This window comes from Niveispirillum fermenti (genome assembly GCF_048066175.1).
Lineage (GTDB): Bacteria > Pseudomonadota > Alphaproteobacteria > Azospirillales > Azospirillaceae > Niveispirillum > Niveispirillum fermenti.
On sequence record NZ_JBLTXA010000021.1, the window covers coordinates 45,011 to 60,330 of the forward strand.

Genomic DNA, 15,320 nt, shown 5'->3' on the forward strand with positions numbered 1-15,320 from the left:
ATGGGGACGGGAGACAACCGATCAGGGAAAGATTATAGGGAATAACATATCGCCGACCCGTCCTGGCCAGCGGACCGCCGGGTCAGAGCCGGAGGGTTAGAGATTAAGTACCCGGGCCGGGCGGATTTCCGCCCCGTCCAGCCGGACAAGCGCGACGGGCAATCCCTCGCACAGGGCCAGTGCCGCGCCGTCGCCGCCCGCCCCGTCGCGCAAGGTTTCCAGCCGGGTCAGGTCGGCCCGGCGCAGCAGGGAGACCGCCTGGCCATGGCGCAGCCGTTCGGCCTCCACGGACGTAAGGTCGATGGCGGGCAGCCGGTCCAGCGGGGCGGCCACGGGCAGCAGCAGGCTGTCCGGCACGCCATCCGCCACGACCTGTTCAAGCTGTTCCAGGGTGACCGCGTCCTTCAGGCTGAAGGGCCCGACGGACAGCCGGCGCAGTACCGTGATATGACCGACCGTGCCGACGGCCCGGGCCAGATCGCGGGCCAGTGACCGCATATAGGTGCCCTTGCCGCATTCCACCTCGAATTCGGCATGGTCGGCATCCGGCCGGCCGGTGAGGTGGAAACCGTCGATGCGGACGGTGCGGGCGGCCAGTTCCACGGCCTCCCCCTCCCGCGCCAGGTCATAGGCGCGCTCGCCATCGACCTTGATGGCGGAATATTGGGGGGGGACCTGGGTGATCAGACCCTGGAACGCCTCCAGCGCCTTTTCGATCTGCGCATCGGTGGGGCGCACGGGGCTGGTGGCGATGACCTGCCCGGCGCGGTCGTCGGTGTCCGTCGCCTCCCCGAACCTGCAGACGAATCGATAGGTCTTGTGTCCGTCCATGGCATATTGGACGGTCTTCGTCGCCTCGCCGAAGGCGATGGGCAGGATGCCCGTGGCGATGGGGTCCAGCGTGCCGCCATGGCCCGCCTTCTCCGCCTTCATCAGCCAGCGGACCTTGGCCATGGCCTGCGTGCTGGTCATGGTGCCGGGCTTGTCCAGCACCAGCCAGCCATGGCGGGGAACGCCCTTGCGCTTACGCGCCATGATCGTCCCCGGCCCCGTCCTCCCGCGTATCCCGGTCCTGCGCATCCCCATCGTCGGGGTCCGCGTCCGCGATGCCGGCGGCACCCGCGCCCATGTCACGCGCGACATGCGGGTCGTGCAGCAGCCGGTCGATCTTCTCCGCGTAATCGAAGCTGGTATCAAGCTGGAAGGACAGGCGCGGGGCATAGGGCAGCCGGATCTCATGCGCGACCTGGGTGCGCAGGAAGGCCGCGGCCCGGTTCAGCGCCGCGACCAGTTCCGGCTTGGCCCCGCCCAGCGGCATGACGAAAGCCGTGGCGTTCTTCAGGTCCGGGCTGATCCGGACTTCCGACACGGTGACGTTCAGATCCATCAGTTCCGGATCGCGGAATTCCCCCCGGCGGAAGATATCGGCCAGGGTGTGGCGGATTTCCTCGCCCACGCGCAACTGGCGCTGGCTGGGGCCCTTGGCGGCATGGCTGCCGCCGTCACGTCGCTTGCTCATCACATCAATCCTTATGCCTGGCGGGGGATGGGACCCCGAAGACCGGGCTTTCACACAAAATGCATCCGGGCATCGTGCCTAAGCAGATTTTCCGAACTCCGCCCACAGATGGGCGGGCTCGGAAAATCTGCAAACCATGGAGTCGGCAGGTTCCTCCAGGCCGGGCCACACATGGCCCGGCCTGGAGGAACCTGCCTAGCACGGCGACGACGGCGGGAGACAGGGAACTATTGCGGGTGAGGGTGGCGGCCCCCGGGCGCCCCACCCTTCTTGAACCCGGCCGCTTGAGCCCCACCCCCGGCCTCAGCGCACCACGGGCAGCAGGCCCTGCAGCCCGGACGGCATATGCCCGACCAGCAGACGGCGGGCGGCATCCCAGCGGGCCGACAGCAGCAGCAGGCCCGAACCGATCACCAGGGCCGCCAGCGCGAAGGTCACCTCGTTGGCGGCACCGGCCATGGAAAACAGGCCCATCAACGCATAGATCACATAGACCAGGGCCGACACCAGCATGGCCCGCCGGTCGATGGCCAGCGACACCAGCCCCAGCGCCACATAGGTGCCGATGCAGGTGACCAGCGCCAGACCGGGGTCCACCGCCTGCACGGCCCCGTTCACCCCGACCCAGGAAAAGACGGGGTGGATGATCAGGGGTGCTGCCGACAGGTGCAGCCAGAAAGCCACGTCGGACCGGCGCGTCTGCCGGCCGCGATCCTGGCCGTCCCAATACATGGCGACGGCGAACATGGCCAGCCCGGCGGCCAGAACCAGAACCAGCAGCATCTCCTTCAGCGACGGCGCCAGGGTCAGCAGCAGGGCCAGCAAGGCCAGCAGCCCGATGGCGGTGCCGGCCGCGACCGTGACGGGCACCATGAAACGCCGCCAGTGCAGCCAGACGCCGACACAAGCCACGATGGCGGCCACCGCAGCGGCGCCCGTGGCATCGAGCGGGCTGCTGATATTCTTCAGCCCGAACAGGTCGAGCAGGCCGGTCAGGGTGGCGATCAGCAGCCCCGAGGCGAAGCCCAGCAGCAGCACGATGCTGGTCAGGGACAGGCGCAGGCGGCGGGTGAAATATTCAGCCAGCAGCCAGCTTGCCGCCGCGATTCCGGCCGCCCCCAGGGCGCCATGCACCCGGCCGCCCAGGAACCCCACGGCCGCCAGGATCAGCACCACGCCGACCGATACGAAAATATCGTTGAAACCGGTCAGCAGGCGGAACCGCTCATGTTCCCCCCCTTGCTGGTCGGCGCGGCGGGTCGCCATGAAATGGCGCAGACCCTCCACATTCTGGCGGGACAGCACGCCGGCCGCGACCGCTGCATCCAGATCATCGTCGTTATACATGGTTCTTCCCCTTCCCTCCCCCAAGAAGAGGGTCAGTATGGGACGGCGCCAAACGCCCCGCAACCGCTGGTACGCAAGCGTCGCCTGATTGCAAACGATCAGCAAAGAACCCGGCGCTGCCGCCGCGACCGCCCCCTCCGGCTCGGGCACTCCACCGCCTTCGACTCGGGCACTCCACCGCCTTCGGCTTGGACGCCCGCCTGCCCGCGTGATAGTGAACGGGACCGGCTTCCGTTTTCCACCCAAGGCCCTTTGCCATGACCACGCCCCTGTTCGCCCGTGTCGCCATCGTCGGCTTCGGCCTGATCGGTTCCTCGATCGCCCGCTGCGTGGTCGAATATCCGGGGCTGGCCGGGGCCGTGACCTGCGTGGACCGGGCACAGGCCGTCTGCGACCGGGTGCTGGAACTGGGGCTGGCCGACAAGGCCGGCACCGACCCCGCCCTGGTGTCGGAGTGCGATCTGGTGGTGCTGGCCACGCCGATCGGTGCCTTCGCCGACCTGGGCGCCCTGATCGGGCCGCATCTGCGCGAAGGCACCATCCTGACCGATGTCGGGTCGGTCAAGATGTCGGTGATCCGCGATATCGGGCCGCATGTGCCCGACGGCGTGCATTTCATCCCCGGCCACCCGCTGGCCGGCACCGAACATTCCGGCCCGGACAGCGGCTTCGCCGCCCTGTTCAAGGGCCGCTGGTGCATCCTGACCCCCCTGCCGGGCACCAACCCGGAGGCGCTGGACCGGCTGACGGCCTTCTGGGCCGGATGCGGCAGTCAGATGGAGGTGATGGAGCCGGCCCATCACGACCGGGTGCTGGCCATCACCAGCCATCTGCCCCACCTGATCGCCTATACCATCGTCGGCACGGCCACCGACCTGGAAGAACAGATGAAGTCGGAGGTGATCCGCTTCTCCGCCTCGGGCTTCCGGGATTTCACCCGCATCGCGGCCAGCGATCCGGTAATGTGGCGCGACATCTTCCTGAACAACCGCGAAGCCGTGCTGGAGGTGATCCAGCGCTTCACCGAGGACCTGACGGCCCTGCAGCGCGCCATCCGCTGGGGCGAGGGGGAGAAGCTGGAAAGCCTGTTCACGCGGACCCGCGCCATTCGCCGGTCGATCATCGACGCCAAGCAGGCCTGAGCCTCCATGGCCACCGCACGCCGCCAGCACCAGGGTCGCAATGGGAAAGGGGGGCCGCGTGCCGGCTTCCTGGGCCTGCTGGCCTTGCTGCTGGGCGCCTGCCCGGCCGTGGCTGGGGGGCCAGGGGGCCGGGGTGGCGCCGGGGACGAGAGCGGGCAACAGCCGCCGGCTCCTGTCCGGCCCGAACATCTGCGCCAGCCGGCAGGGGGCCCCGCCGAGCCGATCGGCGCCTATGCCAATGGCTGCGTGCGTGGGGCGGTGGCGTTGCCGGCCGACGGGCCGGGTTTCCAGGTCCTGAACCTGTCGCGCCGCCGCAACTGGGGCCATCCCGACCTGATCGCCTATCTGACGCGCCTGGGCGCGCGGGTGGAGGCCGACGGAATGGGCCGGCTGGCCATCGGTGACATGTCCATGCCGCGCGGCGGCCGCATGGCGACGGGGCATGCCAGCCACCAGTCGGGCCTGGACGCCGATATCTGGTTCGCTCTCGACCTGCCTCTGCTGCCCATCGCCCAACGGGAACGGGAAGACCTGCCCGGCATGGTCGATACCCGGCACCAGCGGGTGAACCCGGCCCGTTTCGGCCCGGCGCAGCAAAGGCTTCTGGAACTGGCGGCGATGGATGCGCAGGTCACCCGCATCTTCGTGAACCCCGCCATAAAACAGGCCGCCTGCGAACAGGCGACGGGCGACCGGTCATGGCTGCGCAAGCTGCGGCCCTGGTTCGGCCATGCCGCCCACCTGCATGTGCGGCTGGCCTGTCCCGCCGATGCCGTGCAATGTGAACGGCAGGAAGAGCCGCCCCCCGGCGATGGCTGCGGGGAGGAACTGGCAAGCTGGTTCCTGCCCCCGCCCCCATCCACGGGCCCGCCCAAACCACCGCCGCCACCCCCGGCCGCCTGTCTGGCGCTGTATGCGGAATAATACCAGGGGCATGAATTTATCACTCATGCTCCTGGTATAGGCTGGCGACTGCCGGCCCGGCGCCCATGCGCCGCAAGCCGCCGGATGGCGGCGCCCAACACTAGGCCGCCGGATGGCGGCGCCCGACACTAGGCCGGCGACTGCCGGCCCGGCGCCCGGCACCTGGGGATGCCCTTGATCAGAACACCAGATTCTGATCAAGGCAGAGGGGTGTCAGGCGGACAGCGCACCGGCTTCGACCATGCGGTGGCGTTCCGACGTCAGCACCTGCCGGACCAGCGGCATGGCCCGCAGGCAGCGGGCGATATAGTCCGACTCGTCGCGCGTCAGCGTGCGGACCTGCACATCGACATGCAGGCTTTCATCCGCCTCGAACAGGCGCGACTGGACCGAGGCGGGCACCAGCCCGCGCTTGGCAAAGAACTCCAGCACGCGCGGCAGGCTGGCCGGATCGGGTTCGGCCAGCACGGCGAAGCAGGCCGTGCGGTTGGGATCGGTCGGCCGGGCTTCGGCCGGCGGCGGGGCCAGGGCGGGAACAACGCTCATCATGCTCACTCCGCAGCCAGGACGGGGGCCAGAGCGGGGGTCTGCTTGCTGGCCCCGCGCATCTCCGGTCCGATCGACAGCCGGTCCAGGTCGGCCCGGACAAGGCAGCGCGACAGCACACCGACGGGATCGGCGACATCACGCCCCCGATCACCGGGGACGACCATGGCGAAGGCCCGGTTGGCGCGGGCGGCGCGCAGGGCGGCGTCCACCGCCTCTTCCAGATCGGCACCGGGCAGCCGCTGCCACGGCACGGGCGTAATCGCCCCGCCGGCCGGCCGGTGAACGGCCAGCGCAATCTGCGCGCCGGTCGCCTCGTCACGATAGACGGTCAGGCTGGCGGGGTAGGGGGTGCTCATCTCCGTGGCTCCGGTCTGGGGTGGGTGCCGCCTTTCGCGGTCACCCGGACAATAGGGCAAAGACCGGGGCATTTCTTTGCAAGTTTGGCCCGCCCATCATAGTCTGCGCATGATCAATGCTTGATATGTGATTTCAGGAGAAGAAAAATGCAGAAGCCCCTGGATGCCTTGGATTGGCGCATTCTTGATTGCCTGCAAAAGGACGGTTCCGCCACCGCCGCCCAGGTGGCGGAGAAGGTGGGGTTGAGCCAGAGCCCCTGCTGGCGCCGCATCCAGCGGCTGGAGCAGGAGGAGGTGATCACCCGCCGCGTGGCCCTGCTGAACCGCAAGGCCATCGGGCTGAACGTGCTGATCTTCAGCCATGTGAAGCTGGAGGCGCATAGCGGCGACCTGCTGGATGATTTCCGCGAGCGGATCCGCCGCATCCCGGAAGTGCAGGAATGTTTCGTGCTGATGGGGCAGGTGGATTTCCTGCTGCGCATCGTGACGCGCGATATCGAAGCCTATGAGGCGCTGTTCTTCGAAAAACTGTCCAAGCTGCCGGGCGTGCGCGAGATCAACAGCATGATCGCCGTCTCCACCGTGAAGGAGACGACGGAACTGCCCTTGCCCGGCGTGGCGGCCTGATGGGGGGCATGGCCCCTTGCATCAGACCCCGGTGACGGTGACGGGCAGCCCGCCCGACAGGCGGCGAAGGCCGCGCGTGATGGCCGGCAGTTCCTTGCGATAGACCCTTTCCAGGGGGGATACCGTCACCTCCCAGGCGCCGCACCCCTTGGGTCCTGCCACGCGCCGGTGCGTCCAGGTGGCAACCACGCGGCCCTGGCGCAGGATGACCGGGCTGATCCAGCCGGCCGTGCGATAAACGGCCGGCCGGAACCGGTCATCCAGATATTGCCGCGTATCATTATGGGCCAGCAGATAGGGGTCGAACAGGCCCAGCACGTTGATCTGGCCGGGCGCCGGTGCCGCCCCGGCCAGCGCGTCCAGATCGCGGGACAGGATATGGGCGGGCTTGCCATCCAGGTCGATCACCGCCATCTCCCCGGCCAGGTCGGCAAAGGCGTTATGCACCGGTTCGGCATAGCCGCCGGCGAACTTGCGGAAATCCGCGCGCGTGGCGGGGCCGAACACGGCAAGGTATCGCCGCAGAAGATCGGCCATGGCCTGCCGCCCGTCGACCGGCGGCAGGGGCTGGCCCAGCCAATGATCCAGGCCGACGAACAGTGCCTCGCGCGCGCCGTCGCCCTGTTCCTTTTCCGCCGGGCCGTGACAGACGTGGCCCAGTGCGCAGGCCAGCTTGATGATGCCGCCCCAGCTATGTTCCAGCATGGGCCGCGCCCATTCGCCCAGCCGCGGCACCAGCCGGCGCGACAGGTCCATGCGGCTGTGCGGCCCCTGGACAAGCTGTTCCACGACCGCACCGACCAGGATATCCACCTGCTCCCGGCTCAACCCCTCCTTGGCGTACCAACTGTGATACCCGGCCACCTGCTGCCGGCGCACGCCCAGCAGCATGGGCAGGTCCGCGGCCGGCATCAGGTGCAGGGTGGACCGGTGGGCCCACAGCTTCACCAGGGTCCGGTCGGTGAACAGCGCCCGGCCGATGGCCGCATCATCGGCCCCCCCCGTCGGCCCGCGCCCGCAATTGCAGCAGGGCCGCCGACTGTACCTGTGCCTGCGCCCCGATCAGGCTGTGCGCCGCGGCCAGCGCGTCGGGGGCGGGCCGGGTCAGGTGCTGGCGGTCCAGGCGGAAGGCCAGGGCCTGGGCCATGGTGATGGGCGGCATGGATACGCATCTTGTCCGGTGGAACCGAAGCGGCAGCATGCCGGACACGGACGCCCGGAACAATAGGCGAACATCGATTCGCGGGCCGAATCCCGCTGGTGGTTCCCTATTTGGTTCCGAACAGCCGGTCGCCCGCATCGCCCAGGCCCGGCACGATATAGGCATTCTCGTTCAGGTGGCTGTCCAGGGCGGCGGTGAAGACGGGCACGTCGGGATGCGCGGCGTGGAAGGTGCGCACCCCTTCCGGGGCGGAGACCAGGGCCATGAAGCGGATCTGACTGTCATCCACCCCGTGACGGTTCAGCACATCCACGGCATGCACGGCCGAATGGCCCGTGGCCAGCATGGGATCGACCAGGATGAACAGGCGCCCGGCCGGGTCGGGCAGCTTCACCAGATATTCCACGGGGCGTTTGGTTTCATGATCGCGGTAAAGGCCGATATGCCCTTCCCGCGCCGCCGGCACCAGTTCCAGCAACCCTTCGGCCATCACCAGCCCGGCGCGCAGGATGGGCACCACGGCCAGCTTCCGGCCTTCGATCACGGGGGCGTCCATGGGGCAGAGCGGGGTTTCGATCCGCTCGGTGGTCAGGGGCAGGTCGCGCGTGATCTCGTACCCCATCAGCAGGGCGATCTCGCGCAGCAACTGCCGGAACCCCATGGTCGACCGCGTCCTGTCCCGCATCATCGACAGCTTGTGCTGGATCAGCGGATGGTTCAGGACGGACAGGTTGGGAAAATCGCTGGTCATGGGCCGCTTTCCTGGCAGAAATCTCGCGCCCGCGCAGGATAGCGGCGACAGGGGGACGGAAGCCAGCCCCCCGCAAGCCCTACCCCGCCGGCCCCGTCACCATCAGGACCAGCCATTCGGCGGCCAGCGCCGGTTTTTCCGACCCTTCCAGTTCCACCGTCACGCCATAGCGGACCAGATACTGGCCCGGCCCCTTCATTTCCATGCCCAGCAGGGAAAGCCGGCCGCGAATCCGCCGGCCACTGCGGACCGGCGCCAGGAAGCGCAGCCGGTCGAAGCCGTAATTCAGCATCATGGCGGCCCCGGCCAGGGGCTTCACCATCTGCTGGCCCAAATGGCCCAGCAGCGACAGGGTCAGGAAACCATGCGCCACCGTGCCGCCCAGCGGCGTGCCCGCGGCCCGCACCGGATCGACATGGATGAACTGGTGGTCACCCGTCAGGTCGGCGAACCGGTCGATCATGCCCTGATCCACCACCAGCCAGTCCGACACCCCCATTTCCGTGCCCAGGGCCGCCTGATATTCCGCCAATGTCAGCGTCGCGCGACCGGCCGCCTCGTCCATGCCTTTCCCCTCCCCGGAAGAAACCGAAATTCAAACACTTGTTCCAGGGCATTGTGCGTGCAGGACGGCCGGATGGCAACCGCCCGAGGCATTGCCGGGGCCGACGCCCGTTCAGCGCAGGCTGGCGGCCGGCGGAACGCTGCCGGTCGTGGCGCGCAGCGCGTCCAGTTCCTTTTGCAGGCGGTCGGCGCGGGCCTGATGCTGTCGCCCGGCCTTGCGGTGGCCGTGCTGGCCGAACCAGACCGTGATCCCCCCCGCCAGGAAGCCAACAACCAGCGTGACCAGGACCAGCGCGAAGGCCGGCACCTCCACCGTGCCGACGAAAGGCCACAGGCCAAGCTGCACCGGCATCATGTTGCTGACGGCGAACGAAATGGCCACGGCCGTCAGCGGCAGGGTCAGGATCCAGGACAGGTATCGCACGGCTTCACTTCCCGTTCTTCGAATGGCAGGACTGATCAAGGATATGGAATAAGAAACGGCCCCGGACGATGCCGGGGCCGTACAGGTTAGCAGAAAATACGCGGAACAGGGCAATCGGGCGGGCGGCACGGAGAGACCGCCCGCCCTCACATCATCGCCGCCCCCACAAGCAGGGCCAGCGACAATCCCATCAGGGCCGTCGATACATATTCCAGCCTTTCCAGGCGCTGACGCGCCTGACGCAGATTGCCGGCCATTTCGGCATAGGCGCGTTTGGGTTGGATCACGTCACGGCCTCCCATTACAGGGCGCGCCCCCGAAGGGAACGCGCGGGGTCCAAGGAAAAGGGCCGGTCCGGCGACAATCCGGATGGGGAATGCGCTGGGGGGCTGTTTGTCATCCGATCGCCACCGAACCGTAAAAAAACTGTGCATCCATTCCGGATGGCGAACAAGGGGAAAAGTTCATTTATAACCTTCTGTATGGACTATACGAAATTTCCTTAGCCGCACCGCAGCAATGCAAGGTGGAGCCAGCCACACCCTCTGCCCCCCGGACACGCATGGCAGACCCGCACAGGCCCATGCCGGGCCACCGATGCGGCCGGGCGCCGGGCGGCACACCATCATCCCCGATCCGCCAGGCGATGTGCGCGGCCGGCGCACGAAGGGGCTGCTCAGCCACGATATCGCACCGGCGCAGGGCCGGGCGGCCCTCAGCAGGGTTACAGATCGTCCGGGCCCGCCCCTTTGGGGGCGGCGTTTGGAAAATCCGCCCAAGGCGCGCGTGACCGGGAACCCGGACGGCCCGCCCGTACCGGGCCCGAGGTGCCGGGCCGGGTGCGGGCGGGCGCCGCGCGGCAATGTTTCCTTTGATTTCGGGTGGTCATCCCGCCTAATACTATCCGCCCCTTAAAGGACCATGCCCGGCCCTCCATGCCTGCGAAACCCACCCTGGACGATTTGCGCCGCGAGATCGACGAGATCGATTCCACCATCCATCAGTTGCTGATGCGTCGCGCACAGGTGGTGGAGGAGGTGGCCAAGGTAAAGCCGCCCGGCCGCCCCTTCATCCGCCCCGCCCGCGAGGCGGAGATCGTGCGCAACCTGGTTGCCCGCCATGGCGGTGCCTTCCCGGTGAACGCCATCGTGCGCATGTGGCGGGAAATGATCGCCGCCCTGACCCGCATCCAGGGGCCACTGGCCATGGCCGTCGTCTGCCCGAACGAGGAGCGCGGCGCCCTGTGGGACAATGCCCGCGACCATTTCGGCAGCACCACGCCGGCGATTGCCGTGAACACCCCTATGTCGGCGCTGCGTGCCGTCTCCGACGGCACCGCGACGCTCGCCGTCGTGCCCTGGCCGGAAGAGGATGATAACGACCCCTGGTGGCGTTTCATCCTGTCGCCCGACGGCAAGACGCCGCGTGTCGTCGCCCGCCTGCCCTTCCTGCGCACGACCGGGCAGAGTGTCGGCCGCGAAGGCGGCGATGCCCTGGTGCTGGCCGCCGTCCCGATGGAGGAAACGGGCGACGACCGGACCCTGCTGGCCCTGGAAGTGCCCCAGGATGTCAGCCGCGGCCGGTTGAAGGACGTGCTGGAGGCCGCGGGCTTTACCACCTTGCAGTTCCGCACCCATCACCAGCCCAACGGCGGCGGATCGGTGCATCTGGTGGAGGTGGAGAGCTTCGTCGCGGGCGACGATCCCCGCCTGACCACCGTCCGGCAGCGCCTGGGCGAGGCGGCGTCCCATGTGCTGCCCATCGGCGCCTATGCCACGCCCGTGATGCTGCCAAAGGCCTGACCGGCCACACCCGTTCCCCCTCCCTGCCCCTCGCCTGCCCCGATGGCGGTTGAGCCTGGATTTTATCGTCCGGATATCGTTATATCCATGCAGATATATCGATGAGGGAGGACGGATCTTGCGCCATATGTTGCGGGGCCTTTCACTGGCCGTCACCATCCTGGCTTCTCCCCCGCTGGCCGCCGGGGAAGCGGCGGATTGCGCGGGCGGGACCGTGCCGCCCCCGCCGGAACTGGCAGCCTGGACGGCGCCGGCGCAGGGCGGCCTGCCGGCAGCGGTGACCGTGGCCGATGCCCCGGCCGTCATGATCGGCACCGCCGTGGAACTGGCACTGCGCCCGTCCGGCACCGTGGACTTCCCCGTGACACCCGGCCGGGACGGCAAGCCGGAAAGCCATGCCGGCCTGCTCACGCTGGATATCGCGCGGGCCGGCACCTATCGCGTGGCGCTGGGCAGTGCCGCCTGGGTCGATATCGTGCGGGACGGGGCCTCCATCGCCTCCGTCGCGCATGGCCATGGGCCGGCCTGCACAGGCATCCGCAAGATCGTCGATTTTCCCCTGGCAGCCGGGCGGCATGTGCTGATGATCGCCGCCTCCCCCGTCGACCGGGTGACGGCGCTGGTGGTCCCCGGTCCGTGATTTCGGGTCCGTTTGCCGCTACAGTGCCGGCCGTCCATCCATAACGGCAGGGTACCCGTCATGTCCGATCAGCTCCTCTTCTCCGGCGGCCGCGTCTTCGACGGGCTGTCGGCCCCGCGCGACGGGCTGGGCGTGCTGGTTTCCGACGGGCGGATCGCCTCGGTGTCGCCCTTGGCGGATTTCGCCGGTTATGCCGGCCCCCGGCACGACACGACGGGGGCTACGCTGATGCCGGGGCTGGTGGATGCGCATGTGCATCTGGCCCTGGAAGCCACGGGGGATGTGGTCACGACCCTGCGCCAACGCCCGATGGGCGACCTGACGCTGCGCCTGCTGGAAAATGCCCAGGCGACCCTGGCTGGCGGCGTGACCGCCATGCGCGACCTGGGCGGGGTGGAATGGCTTGAAATCGCCGTGCGCGACGCCATCCGCGCCGGCCGGCACCAGGGTCCCGCCATGCGCTGTGCCGGCAAGGTGCTGACCATCACGGGCGGTCACGGGGCCTGGCTGGGCTTTGAATGCGACGGGGAAACCGACTGGCTGCGCGCCGTGCGCGCCAACGTGAAGCACGGGGCCGACTGCATCAAGCTGATCGCCACGGGCGGCGTGCTGACGGGCGGCGTCGATCCGATGGCGCCGCATCCCGCGCAGGCCGAAATGGCCGCCGCCGTGGGCATGGCCCATGATTTCGGCCTGAAGGTGACGGCCCATGCACAGGGCGCCCGCGGCATCGCGCGGGCCGTGGCGGCCGGGGTAGACAGTATCGAACACGGGTTCGAACTGACCGATGCACAGATCGCCATCATGATCGATCAGGGGGTGCGGCTGGTCCCCACCCTGTCGGCCATGATGGCGCTGCTGGAGATGAAGGACCGGCTGCCTGCCTTCGTGCGGGACAAGGCCGAACGGTTCGGTGCCATGCATTTCGACAGTTTCGGGCGTTTCGTGGCGGCCGGCGGCGTGGTCGCCATGGGAACCGATGCCGGCACGCCCGGCAACCACCATGGGGAGAATGCCCGGGAACTGGGTCACATGGTGACCCTGGGCATGGACCCGCTGGCCGCCCTGAAGGCGGGCACCAGCGTGGCCGCCGACCTGCTGGACTTCCCCCATCGCGGGCGGATCGTGGCCGGGGCCGCCGCCGACCTGCTGCTGGTGCCGGGCGACCCCGTCGCCGACATCCAGGCCGCGGCCGACGCCGCCCGGCATCTGTCCTTGTGGAAGGATGGCGTGCCCGTGCCCCGGCGGCAGACCCCGCCGCCGCCCGCCTTCACGGTGGCGTCGGCCGCCGGCTTCTGAAGCGGCCCTGCACATGCGCCGGGGGGCGGCACCCGGCAGCGACTGCCGTCACGCGGGCGATGGCAGGGGGGCCGGATTGATGGGGGCGGGGCCCGCCGGCGCTTCGTCGGCCGGCGGCTCGGCCAGCCCCTCGGCGATCATGCCGCGCGCCGTCTCCCGCTCGCCCATGACCACGACGCTGGCGCCGTTCTGGGTCAGATAGGTCACCTCCTCGTCGGCATGGGCGCGGGCGATGATCCGCAGGCTGGAATTGGCCAGCCGCGTCTGCCGGATGATCTGCCCCGCCTCGAACGAGCCGGGGATGGCGATGAACATCAGACGGGCGCCGCCGATATTGACGGCCTGCAGCATCTCCGGCAGCACCGCATTGCCCTGCAGAACCTCCACCCCGTCCTCGCGCAGGGCATCGACCCGCTTCTGGTTGTCCTCCACCACCAGATAGGGGATGCCCTGGTCGCGCAGATGGGCGGAAATCAGGCTGCCGACCCGCCCATGGCCGATGATGATGGCATGGTTGGTCAGGCTGGTGGGGGCGATGGGCTCGCGCGTCGCCTCCACCGGCACCGGGGCCGCCAGATCGCCGCCCGGTTCCAGCCGGTGGCCGAACTTGTCGATCAGCGTGAACATGACCGGGTTCAACAGGATCGACAGGATGGCACCGACCAGCACCAGATCCTGCCCTTCCGTCGGCAACAGGCCCAGCGACACGCCCAGCGCCGCCAGGATGAAGGAGAATTCGCCGATCTGCGCCAGGCTGGCGGAAATGGTCAGCGCCGTGCTGCGCGGATGGCCGAAGGCCAGCACGATCATGTAGGCCGCAATCGACTTGCCCACCACGATGATCAGCACCGTGGCCAGCACGGACAGCGGCCGTTCCAGGATGATCGCCGGATCGAACATCATGCCGACCGACACGAAGAACAGCACCGCGAAGGCGTCGCGCAGCGGCAGCGATTCCTCCGCCGCGCGATGGCTGAGCGGCGACCCGGACAGCACCATGCCCGCAAAGAAGGCGCCCAGCGCGAACGACACCCCGAACAGGACGGAGGCGCCATAGGCCACCCCAAGGGCGATGGCCAGCACGGCCAGCCGGAACAGCTCCCGCGAGCCGCTATGCGCGATCTCGTGCAGGATCCAGGGAATAACCCGCTTGCCGACCACCAGCATCAGGACCACGAAGGCCGCGACCTTGGCCAGGGTGATGGCGATGACGGTCAGCAGGTCGCTGCCGGACAGGCGGGCAGCCGCGACCCCGTCCGTTCCCGGCGCCCCGGCCTGGTCACCCAGCAGGCCGGCCAGGGCCGGCAGCAGCACCAGGGCCAGCACCATGGCCAGGTCTTCCACGATCAGCCAGCCGATGGCGATGCGGCCCCGCTTGCTTTCCACCAGACGCCGTTCCTGCAGCGCGCGCAGCAGCACCACGGTCGACGCCACCGACAGTGCCAGGCCGAACACCAGACCCGCCCCCATTGTCCAGCCCAGCGCCCAGGACAGGCCCATGCCCATCAGCGTCGCCAGACCGATCTGTCCGATGGCGCCGGGGATGGCGATGCCCTTCACCGACATCAGATCCTTGACCGAAAAATGCAGGCCCACGCCGAACATCAGCAGGATGACGCCGATCTCCGCCAGTTGCGGTGCGATGTTCATGTCGGCGACATAGCCCGGCGTGCCCGGCCCGATCACGACCCCCGCCACCAGGTAGCCCACCAGCGGTGAAATCTTCAGCTTCTGGGCAAGGGCACCGAAAATGAAGGCCAGTGCCAGGGCCGTCACGATCATGGTGATCAGGGGCACGTCATGCATTGTCGAGACTACCTTTCATCCGGGCCAACGGTGCGGTTCCGGCGCCCCCGCCCTTGACCTTTCAACCTTTTAATACAATATCGCCCAATATGGTTGAGATAATCGGGATTACAACCGGTGCCTCATGAACTTTCTCCGGCGCAATGCCGGGCGGCACGCGGGCTTCTGGACTGGAGCCAGGAACAGTTGGCGCAGGCTTCCGGCCTGTCGCGCAGCACGGTGCGCGATTTCGAGTCGGGGCGCCACGACCCCCACCGCGGCAGCATTGCGCTGCTGCTGCAGACCCTTGCCGACCAGGGGGTCGAACCCCTGTCCGCCGACCAGGGACAGGGGGAAGGCGTGCGGTTCCGTGCCACCGGTCCACACGCCGGCTCCCCCCCAATATCGGTTGAAAAGTTTTAACGAAGA

General features: G+C 68.5%; 19 protein-coding genes. 7 read left to right on the forward strand and 12 right to left on the reverse strand.

Going from position 1 to position 15,320, the window contains the following annotated elements:
• Positions 1-96: 96 nt before the first annotated feature.
• The 3 genes from truB to ACM9LZ_RS17995 all read right to left on the reverse strand — a co-directional run bounded on the left by truB (position 97) and on the right by ACM9LZ_RS17995 (position 2,866).
• Entirely contained in the window at positions 97-1,035 is a 939-nt protein-coding gene (truB, locus tag ACM9LZ_RS17985; RefSeq protein ID WP_416620888.1) for a tRNA pseudouridine(55) synthase TruB, read from the reverse strand.
• Positions 1,025-1,519: a 30S ribosome-binding factor RbfA gene (gene rbfA / locus ACM9LZ_RS17990; RefSeq protein ID WP_416620889.1), complete on the reverse strand. Its 495-nt coding sequence runs from the start codon at positions 1,517-1,519 to the stop codon at positions 1,025-1,027. Before rbfA ends, truB begins: the two co-directional genes overlap by 11 nt.
• Positions 1,520-1,822: 303 nt before the next feature.
• Complete coding sequence (locus tag ACM9LZ_RS17995; protein WP_416620890.1) at positions 1,823-2,866, reverse strand: hypothetical protein; 1,044 nt, start codon at positions 2,864-2,866, stop codon at positions 1,823-1,825.
• 257 nt (positions 2,867-3,123) lie between these two features.
• Between ACM9LZ_RS17995 and ACM9LZ_RS18000 the strand changes: the two genes are divergently transcribed.
• Positions 3,124-4,008: a prephenate/arogenate dehydrogenase family protein gene (locus ACM9LZ_RS18000; RefSeq protein ID WP_416620891.1), complete on the forward strand. Its 885-nt coding sequence runs from the start codon at positions 3,124-3,126 to the stop codon at positions 4,006-4,008.
• A 6-nt stretch (positions 4,009-4,014) separates the two neighbouring features.
• A complete protein-coding gene (gene mepA / locus ACM9LZ_RS18005; protein WP_416620892.1) occupies positions 4,015-4,932 on the forward strand; it encodes a penicillin-insensitive murein endopeptidase in 918 nt (305 codons plus the stop codon).
• 213 nt (positions 4,933-5,145) lie between these two features.
• Here mepA and ACM9LZ_RS18010 read toward each other — a convergent pair whose 3' ends face one another.
• Entirely contained in the window at positions 5,146-5,481 is a 336-nt protein-coding gene (locus ACM9LZ_RS18010; protein WP_416620893.1) for a hypothetical protein, read from the reverse strand.
• A gap of 2 nt (positions 5,482-5,483) precedes the next feature.
• A complete protein-coding gene (locus tag ACM9LZ_RS18015) occupies positions 5,484-5,837 on the reverse strand; it encodes a hypothetical protein (protein WP_416620894.1) in 354 nt (117 codons plus the stop codon).
• Between the two features lie 147 nt (positions 5,838-5,984).
• On the opposite strand from ACM9LZ_RS18015, the gene ACM9LZ_RS18020 reads away from it, so the two are divergent.
• Positions 5,985-6,464, forward strand: a complete 480-nt coding sequence (locus ACM9LZ_RS18020) for an Lrp/AsnC family transcriptional regulator (protein ID WP_416620895.1) — start codon at positions 5,985-5,987, stop codon at positions 6,462-6,464.
• Between the two features lie 21 nt (positions 6,465-6,485).
• On the opposite strand, the gene ACM9LZ_RS18025 is transcribed toward ACM9LZ_RS18020, so the two are convergent.
• The 6 genes from ACM9LZ_RS18025 to ACM9LZ_RS18050 all read right to left on the reverse strand — a co-directional run bounded on the left by ACM9LZ_RS18025 (position 6,486) and on the right by ACM9LZ_RS18050 (position 9,652).
• Entirely contained in the window at positions 6,486-7,412 is a 927-nt protein-coding gene (locus tag ACM9LZ_RS18025) for a DNA glycosylase AlkZ-like family protein (RefSeq protein ID WP_416620896.1), read from the reverse strand.
• A gap of 40 nt (positions 7,413-7,452) precedes the next feature.
• Complete coding sequence (locus ACM9LZ_RS18030) at positions 7,453-7,626, reverse strand: hypothetical protein (RefSeq protein WP_416620897.1); 174 nt, start codon at positions 7,624-7,626, stop codon at positions 7,453-7,455.
• Between the two features lie 106 nt (positions 7,627-7,732).
• Complete coding sequence (upp, locus tag ACM9LZ_RS18035; protein WP_416620898.1) at positions 7,733-8,377, reverse strand: uracil phosphoribosyltransferase; 645 nt, start codon at positions 8,375-8,377, stop codon at positions 7,733-7,735.
• 79 nt (positions 8,378-8,456) lie between these two features.
• Complete coding sequence (locus ACM9LZ_RS18040) at positions 8,457-8,942, reverse strand: MaoC family dehydratase (RefSeq protein WP_416620899.1); 486 nt, start codon at positions 8,940-8,942, stop codon at positions 8,457-8,459.
• Between the two features lie 111 nt (positions 8,943-9,053).
• The gene (locus ACM9LZ_RS18045; protein ID WP_416620900.1) at positions 9,054-9,365 is read right to left on the reverse strand and encodes a LapA family protein; all 312 of its coding nucleotides are present in this window, start codon (positions 9,363-9,365) and stop codon (positions 9,054-9,056) included.
• Between the two features lie 146 nt (positions 9,366-9,511).
• Positions 9,512-9,652 carry a hypothetical protein gene (locus ACM9LZ_RS18050; RefSeq protein WP_416620901.1) on the reverse strand — a complete coding sequence of 47 codons (141 nt, stop codon included), beginning with the start codon at positions 9,650-9,652 and terminating at the stop codon, positions 9,512-9,514.
• A gap of 648 nt (positions 9,653-10,300) precedes the next feature.
• On the opposite strand from ACM9LZ_RS18050, the gene ACM9LZ_RS18055 reads away from it, so the two are divergent.
• From ACM9LZ_RS18055 to ACM9LZ_RS18065, 3 genes are all read left to right on the forward strand, one after another.
• Entirely contained in the window at positions 10,301-11,167 is an 867-nt protein-coding gene (locus tag ACM9LZ_RS18055; RefSeq protein WP_416620902.1) for a chorismate mutase, read from the forward strand.
• A gap of 118 nt (positions 11,168-11,285) precedes the next feature.
• Positions 11,286-11,807 carry a hypothetical protein gene (locus tag ACM9LZ_RS18060; RefSeq protein ID WP_416620903.1) on the forward strand — a complete coding sequence of 174 codons (522 nt, stop codon included), beginning with the start codon at positions 11,286-11,288 and terminating at the stop codon, positions 11,805-11,807.
• Positions 11,808-11,867: 60 nt separating this feature from the next.
• Complete coding sequence (locus tag ACM9LZ_RS18065; RefSeq protein WP_416620904.1) at positions 11,868-13,106, forward strand: metal-dependent hydrolase family protein; 1,239 nt, start codon at positions 11,868-11,870, stop codon at positions 13,104-13,106.
• A gap of 48 nt (positions 13,107-13,154) precedes the next feature.
• Here the strand turns inward: ACM9LZ_RS18065 and ybaL are convergent, their stop codons facing one another.
• Positions 13,155-14,912 (reverse strand): YbaL family putative K(+) efflux transporter, encoded by a 1,758-nt coding sequence (gene ybaL / locus ACM9LZ_RS18070; RefSeq protein ID WP_416620905.1) that lies wholly within the window; start codon positions 14,910-14,912, stop codon positions 13,155-13,157.
• 117 nt (positions 14,913-15,029) lie between these two features.
• Here ybaL and ACM9LZ_RS18075 point away from each other — a divergent pair, with 117 nt between their 5' ends.
• Entirely contained in the window at positions 15,030-15,314 is a 285-nt protein-coding gene (locus ACM9LZ_RS18075; RefSeq protein ID WP_416620906.1) for a helix-turn-helix domain-containing protein, read from the forward strand.
• Positions 15,315-15,320: the final 6 nt, after the last annotated feature.

Bases quoted from the DNA above. Each gene is read 5' to 3' on its own strand.
- truB (WP_416620888.1), bottom strand. From the start codon at position 1,035: ATGGCGCGTAAGCGCAAGGGCGTTCCCCGCCATGGCTGGCTGGTGCTG.
- rbfA (WP_416620889.1), bottom strand. From the start codon at position 1,519: ATGAGCAAGCGACGTGACGGCGGCAGCCATGCCGCCAAGGGCCCCAGC.
- ACM9LZ_RS17995 (WP_416620890.1), bottom strand. From the start codon at position 2,866: ATGTATAACGACGATGATCTGGATGCAGCGGTCGCGGCCGGCGTGCTG.
- ACM9LZ_RS18000 (WP_416620891.1), top strand. From the start codon at position 3,124: ATGACCACGCCCCTGTTCGCCCGTGTCGCCATCGTCGGCTTCGGCCTG.
- mepA (WP_416620892.1), top strand. From the start codon at position 4,015: ATGGCCACCGCACGCCGCCAGCACCAGGGTCGCAATGGGAAAGGGGGG.
- ACM9LZ_RS18010 (WP_416620893.1), bottom strand. From the start codon at position 5,481: ATGATGAGCGTTGTTCCCGCCCTGGCCCCGCCGCCGGCCGAAGCCCGG.
- ACM9LZ_RS18015 (WP_416620894.1), bottom strand. From the start codon at position 5,837: ATGAGCACCCCCTACCCCGCCAGCCTGACCGTCTATCGTGACGAGGCG.
- ACM9LZ_RS18020 (WP_416620895.1), top strand. From the start codon at position 5,985: ATGCAGAAGCCCCTGGATGCCTTGGATTGGCGCATTCTTGATTGCCTG.
- ACM9LZ_RS18030 (WP_416620897.1), bottom strand. From the start codon at position 7,626: ATGCCGCCCATCACCATGGCCCAGGCCCTGGCCTTCCGCCTGGACCGC.
- upp (WP_416620898.1), bottom strand. From the start codon at position 8,377: ATGACCAGCGATTTTCCCAACCTGTCCGTCCTGAACCATCCGCTGATC.
- ACM9LZ_RS18040 (WP_416620899.1), bottom strand. From the start codon at position 8,942: ATGGACGAGGCGGCCGGTCGCGCGACGCTGACATTGGCGGAATATCAG.
- ACM9LZ_RS18055 (WP_416620902.1), top strand. From the start codon at position 10,301: ATGCCTGCGAAACCCACCCTGGACGATTTGCGCCGCGAGATCGACGAG.
- ACM9LZ_RS18065 (WP_416620904.1), top strand. From the start codon at position 11,868: ATGTCCGATCAGCTCCTCTTCTCCGGCGGCCGCGTCTTCGACGGGCTG.
- ybaL (WP_416620905.1), bottom strand. From the start codon at position 14,912: ATGCATGACGTGCCCCTGATCACCATGATCGTGACGGCCCTGGCACTG.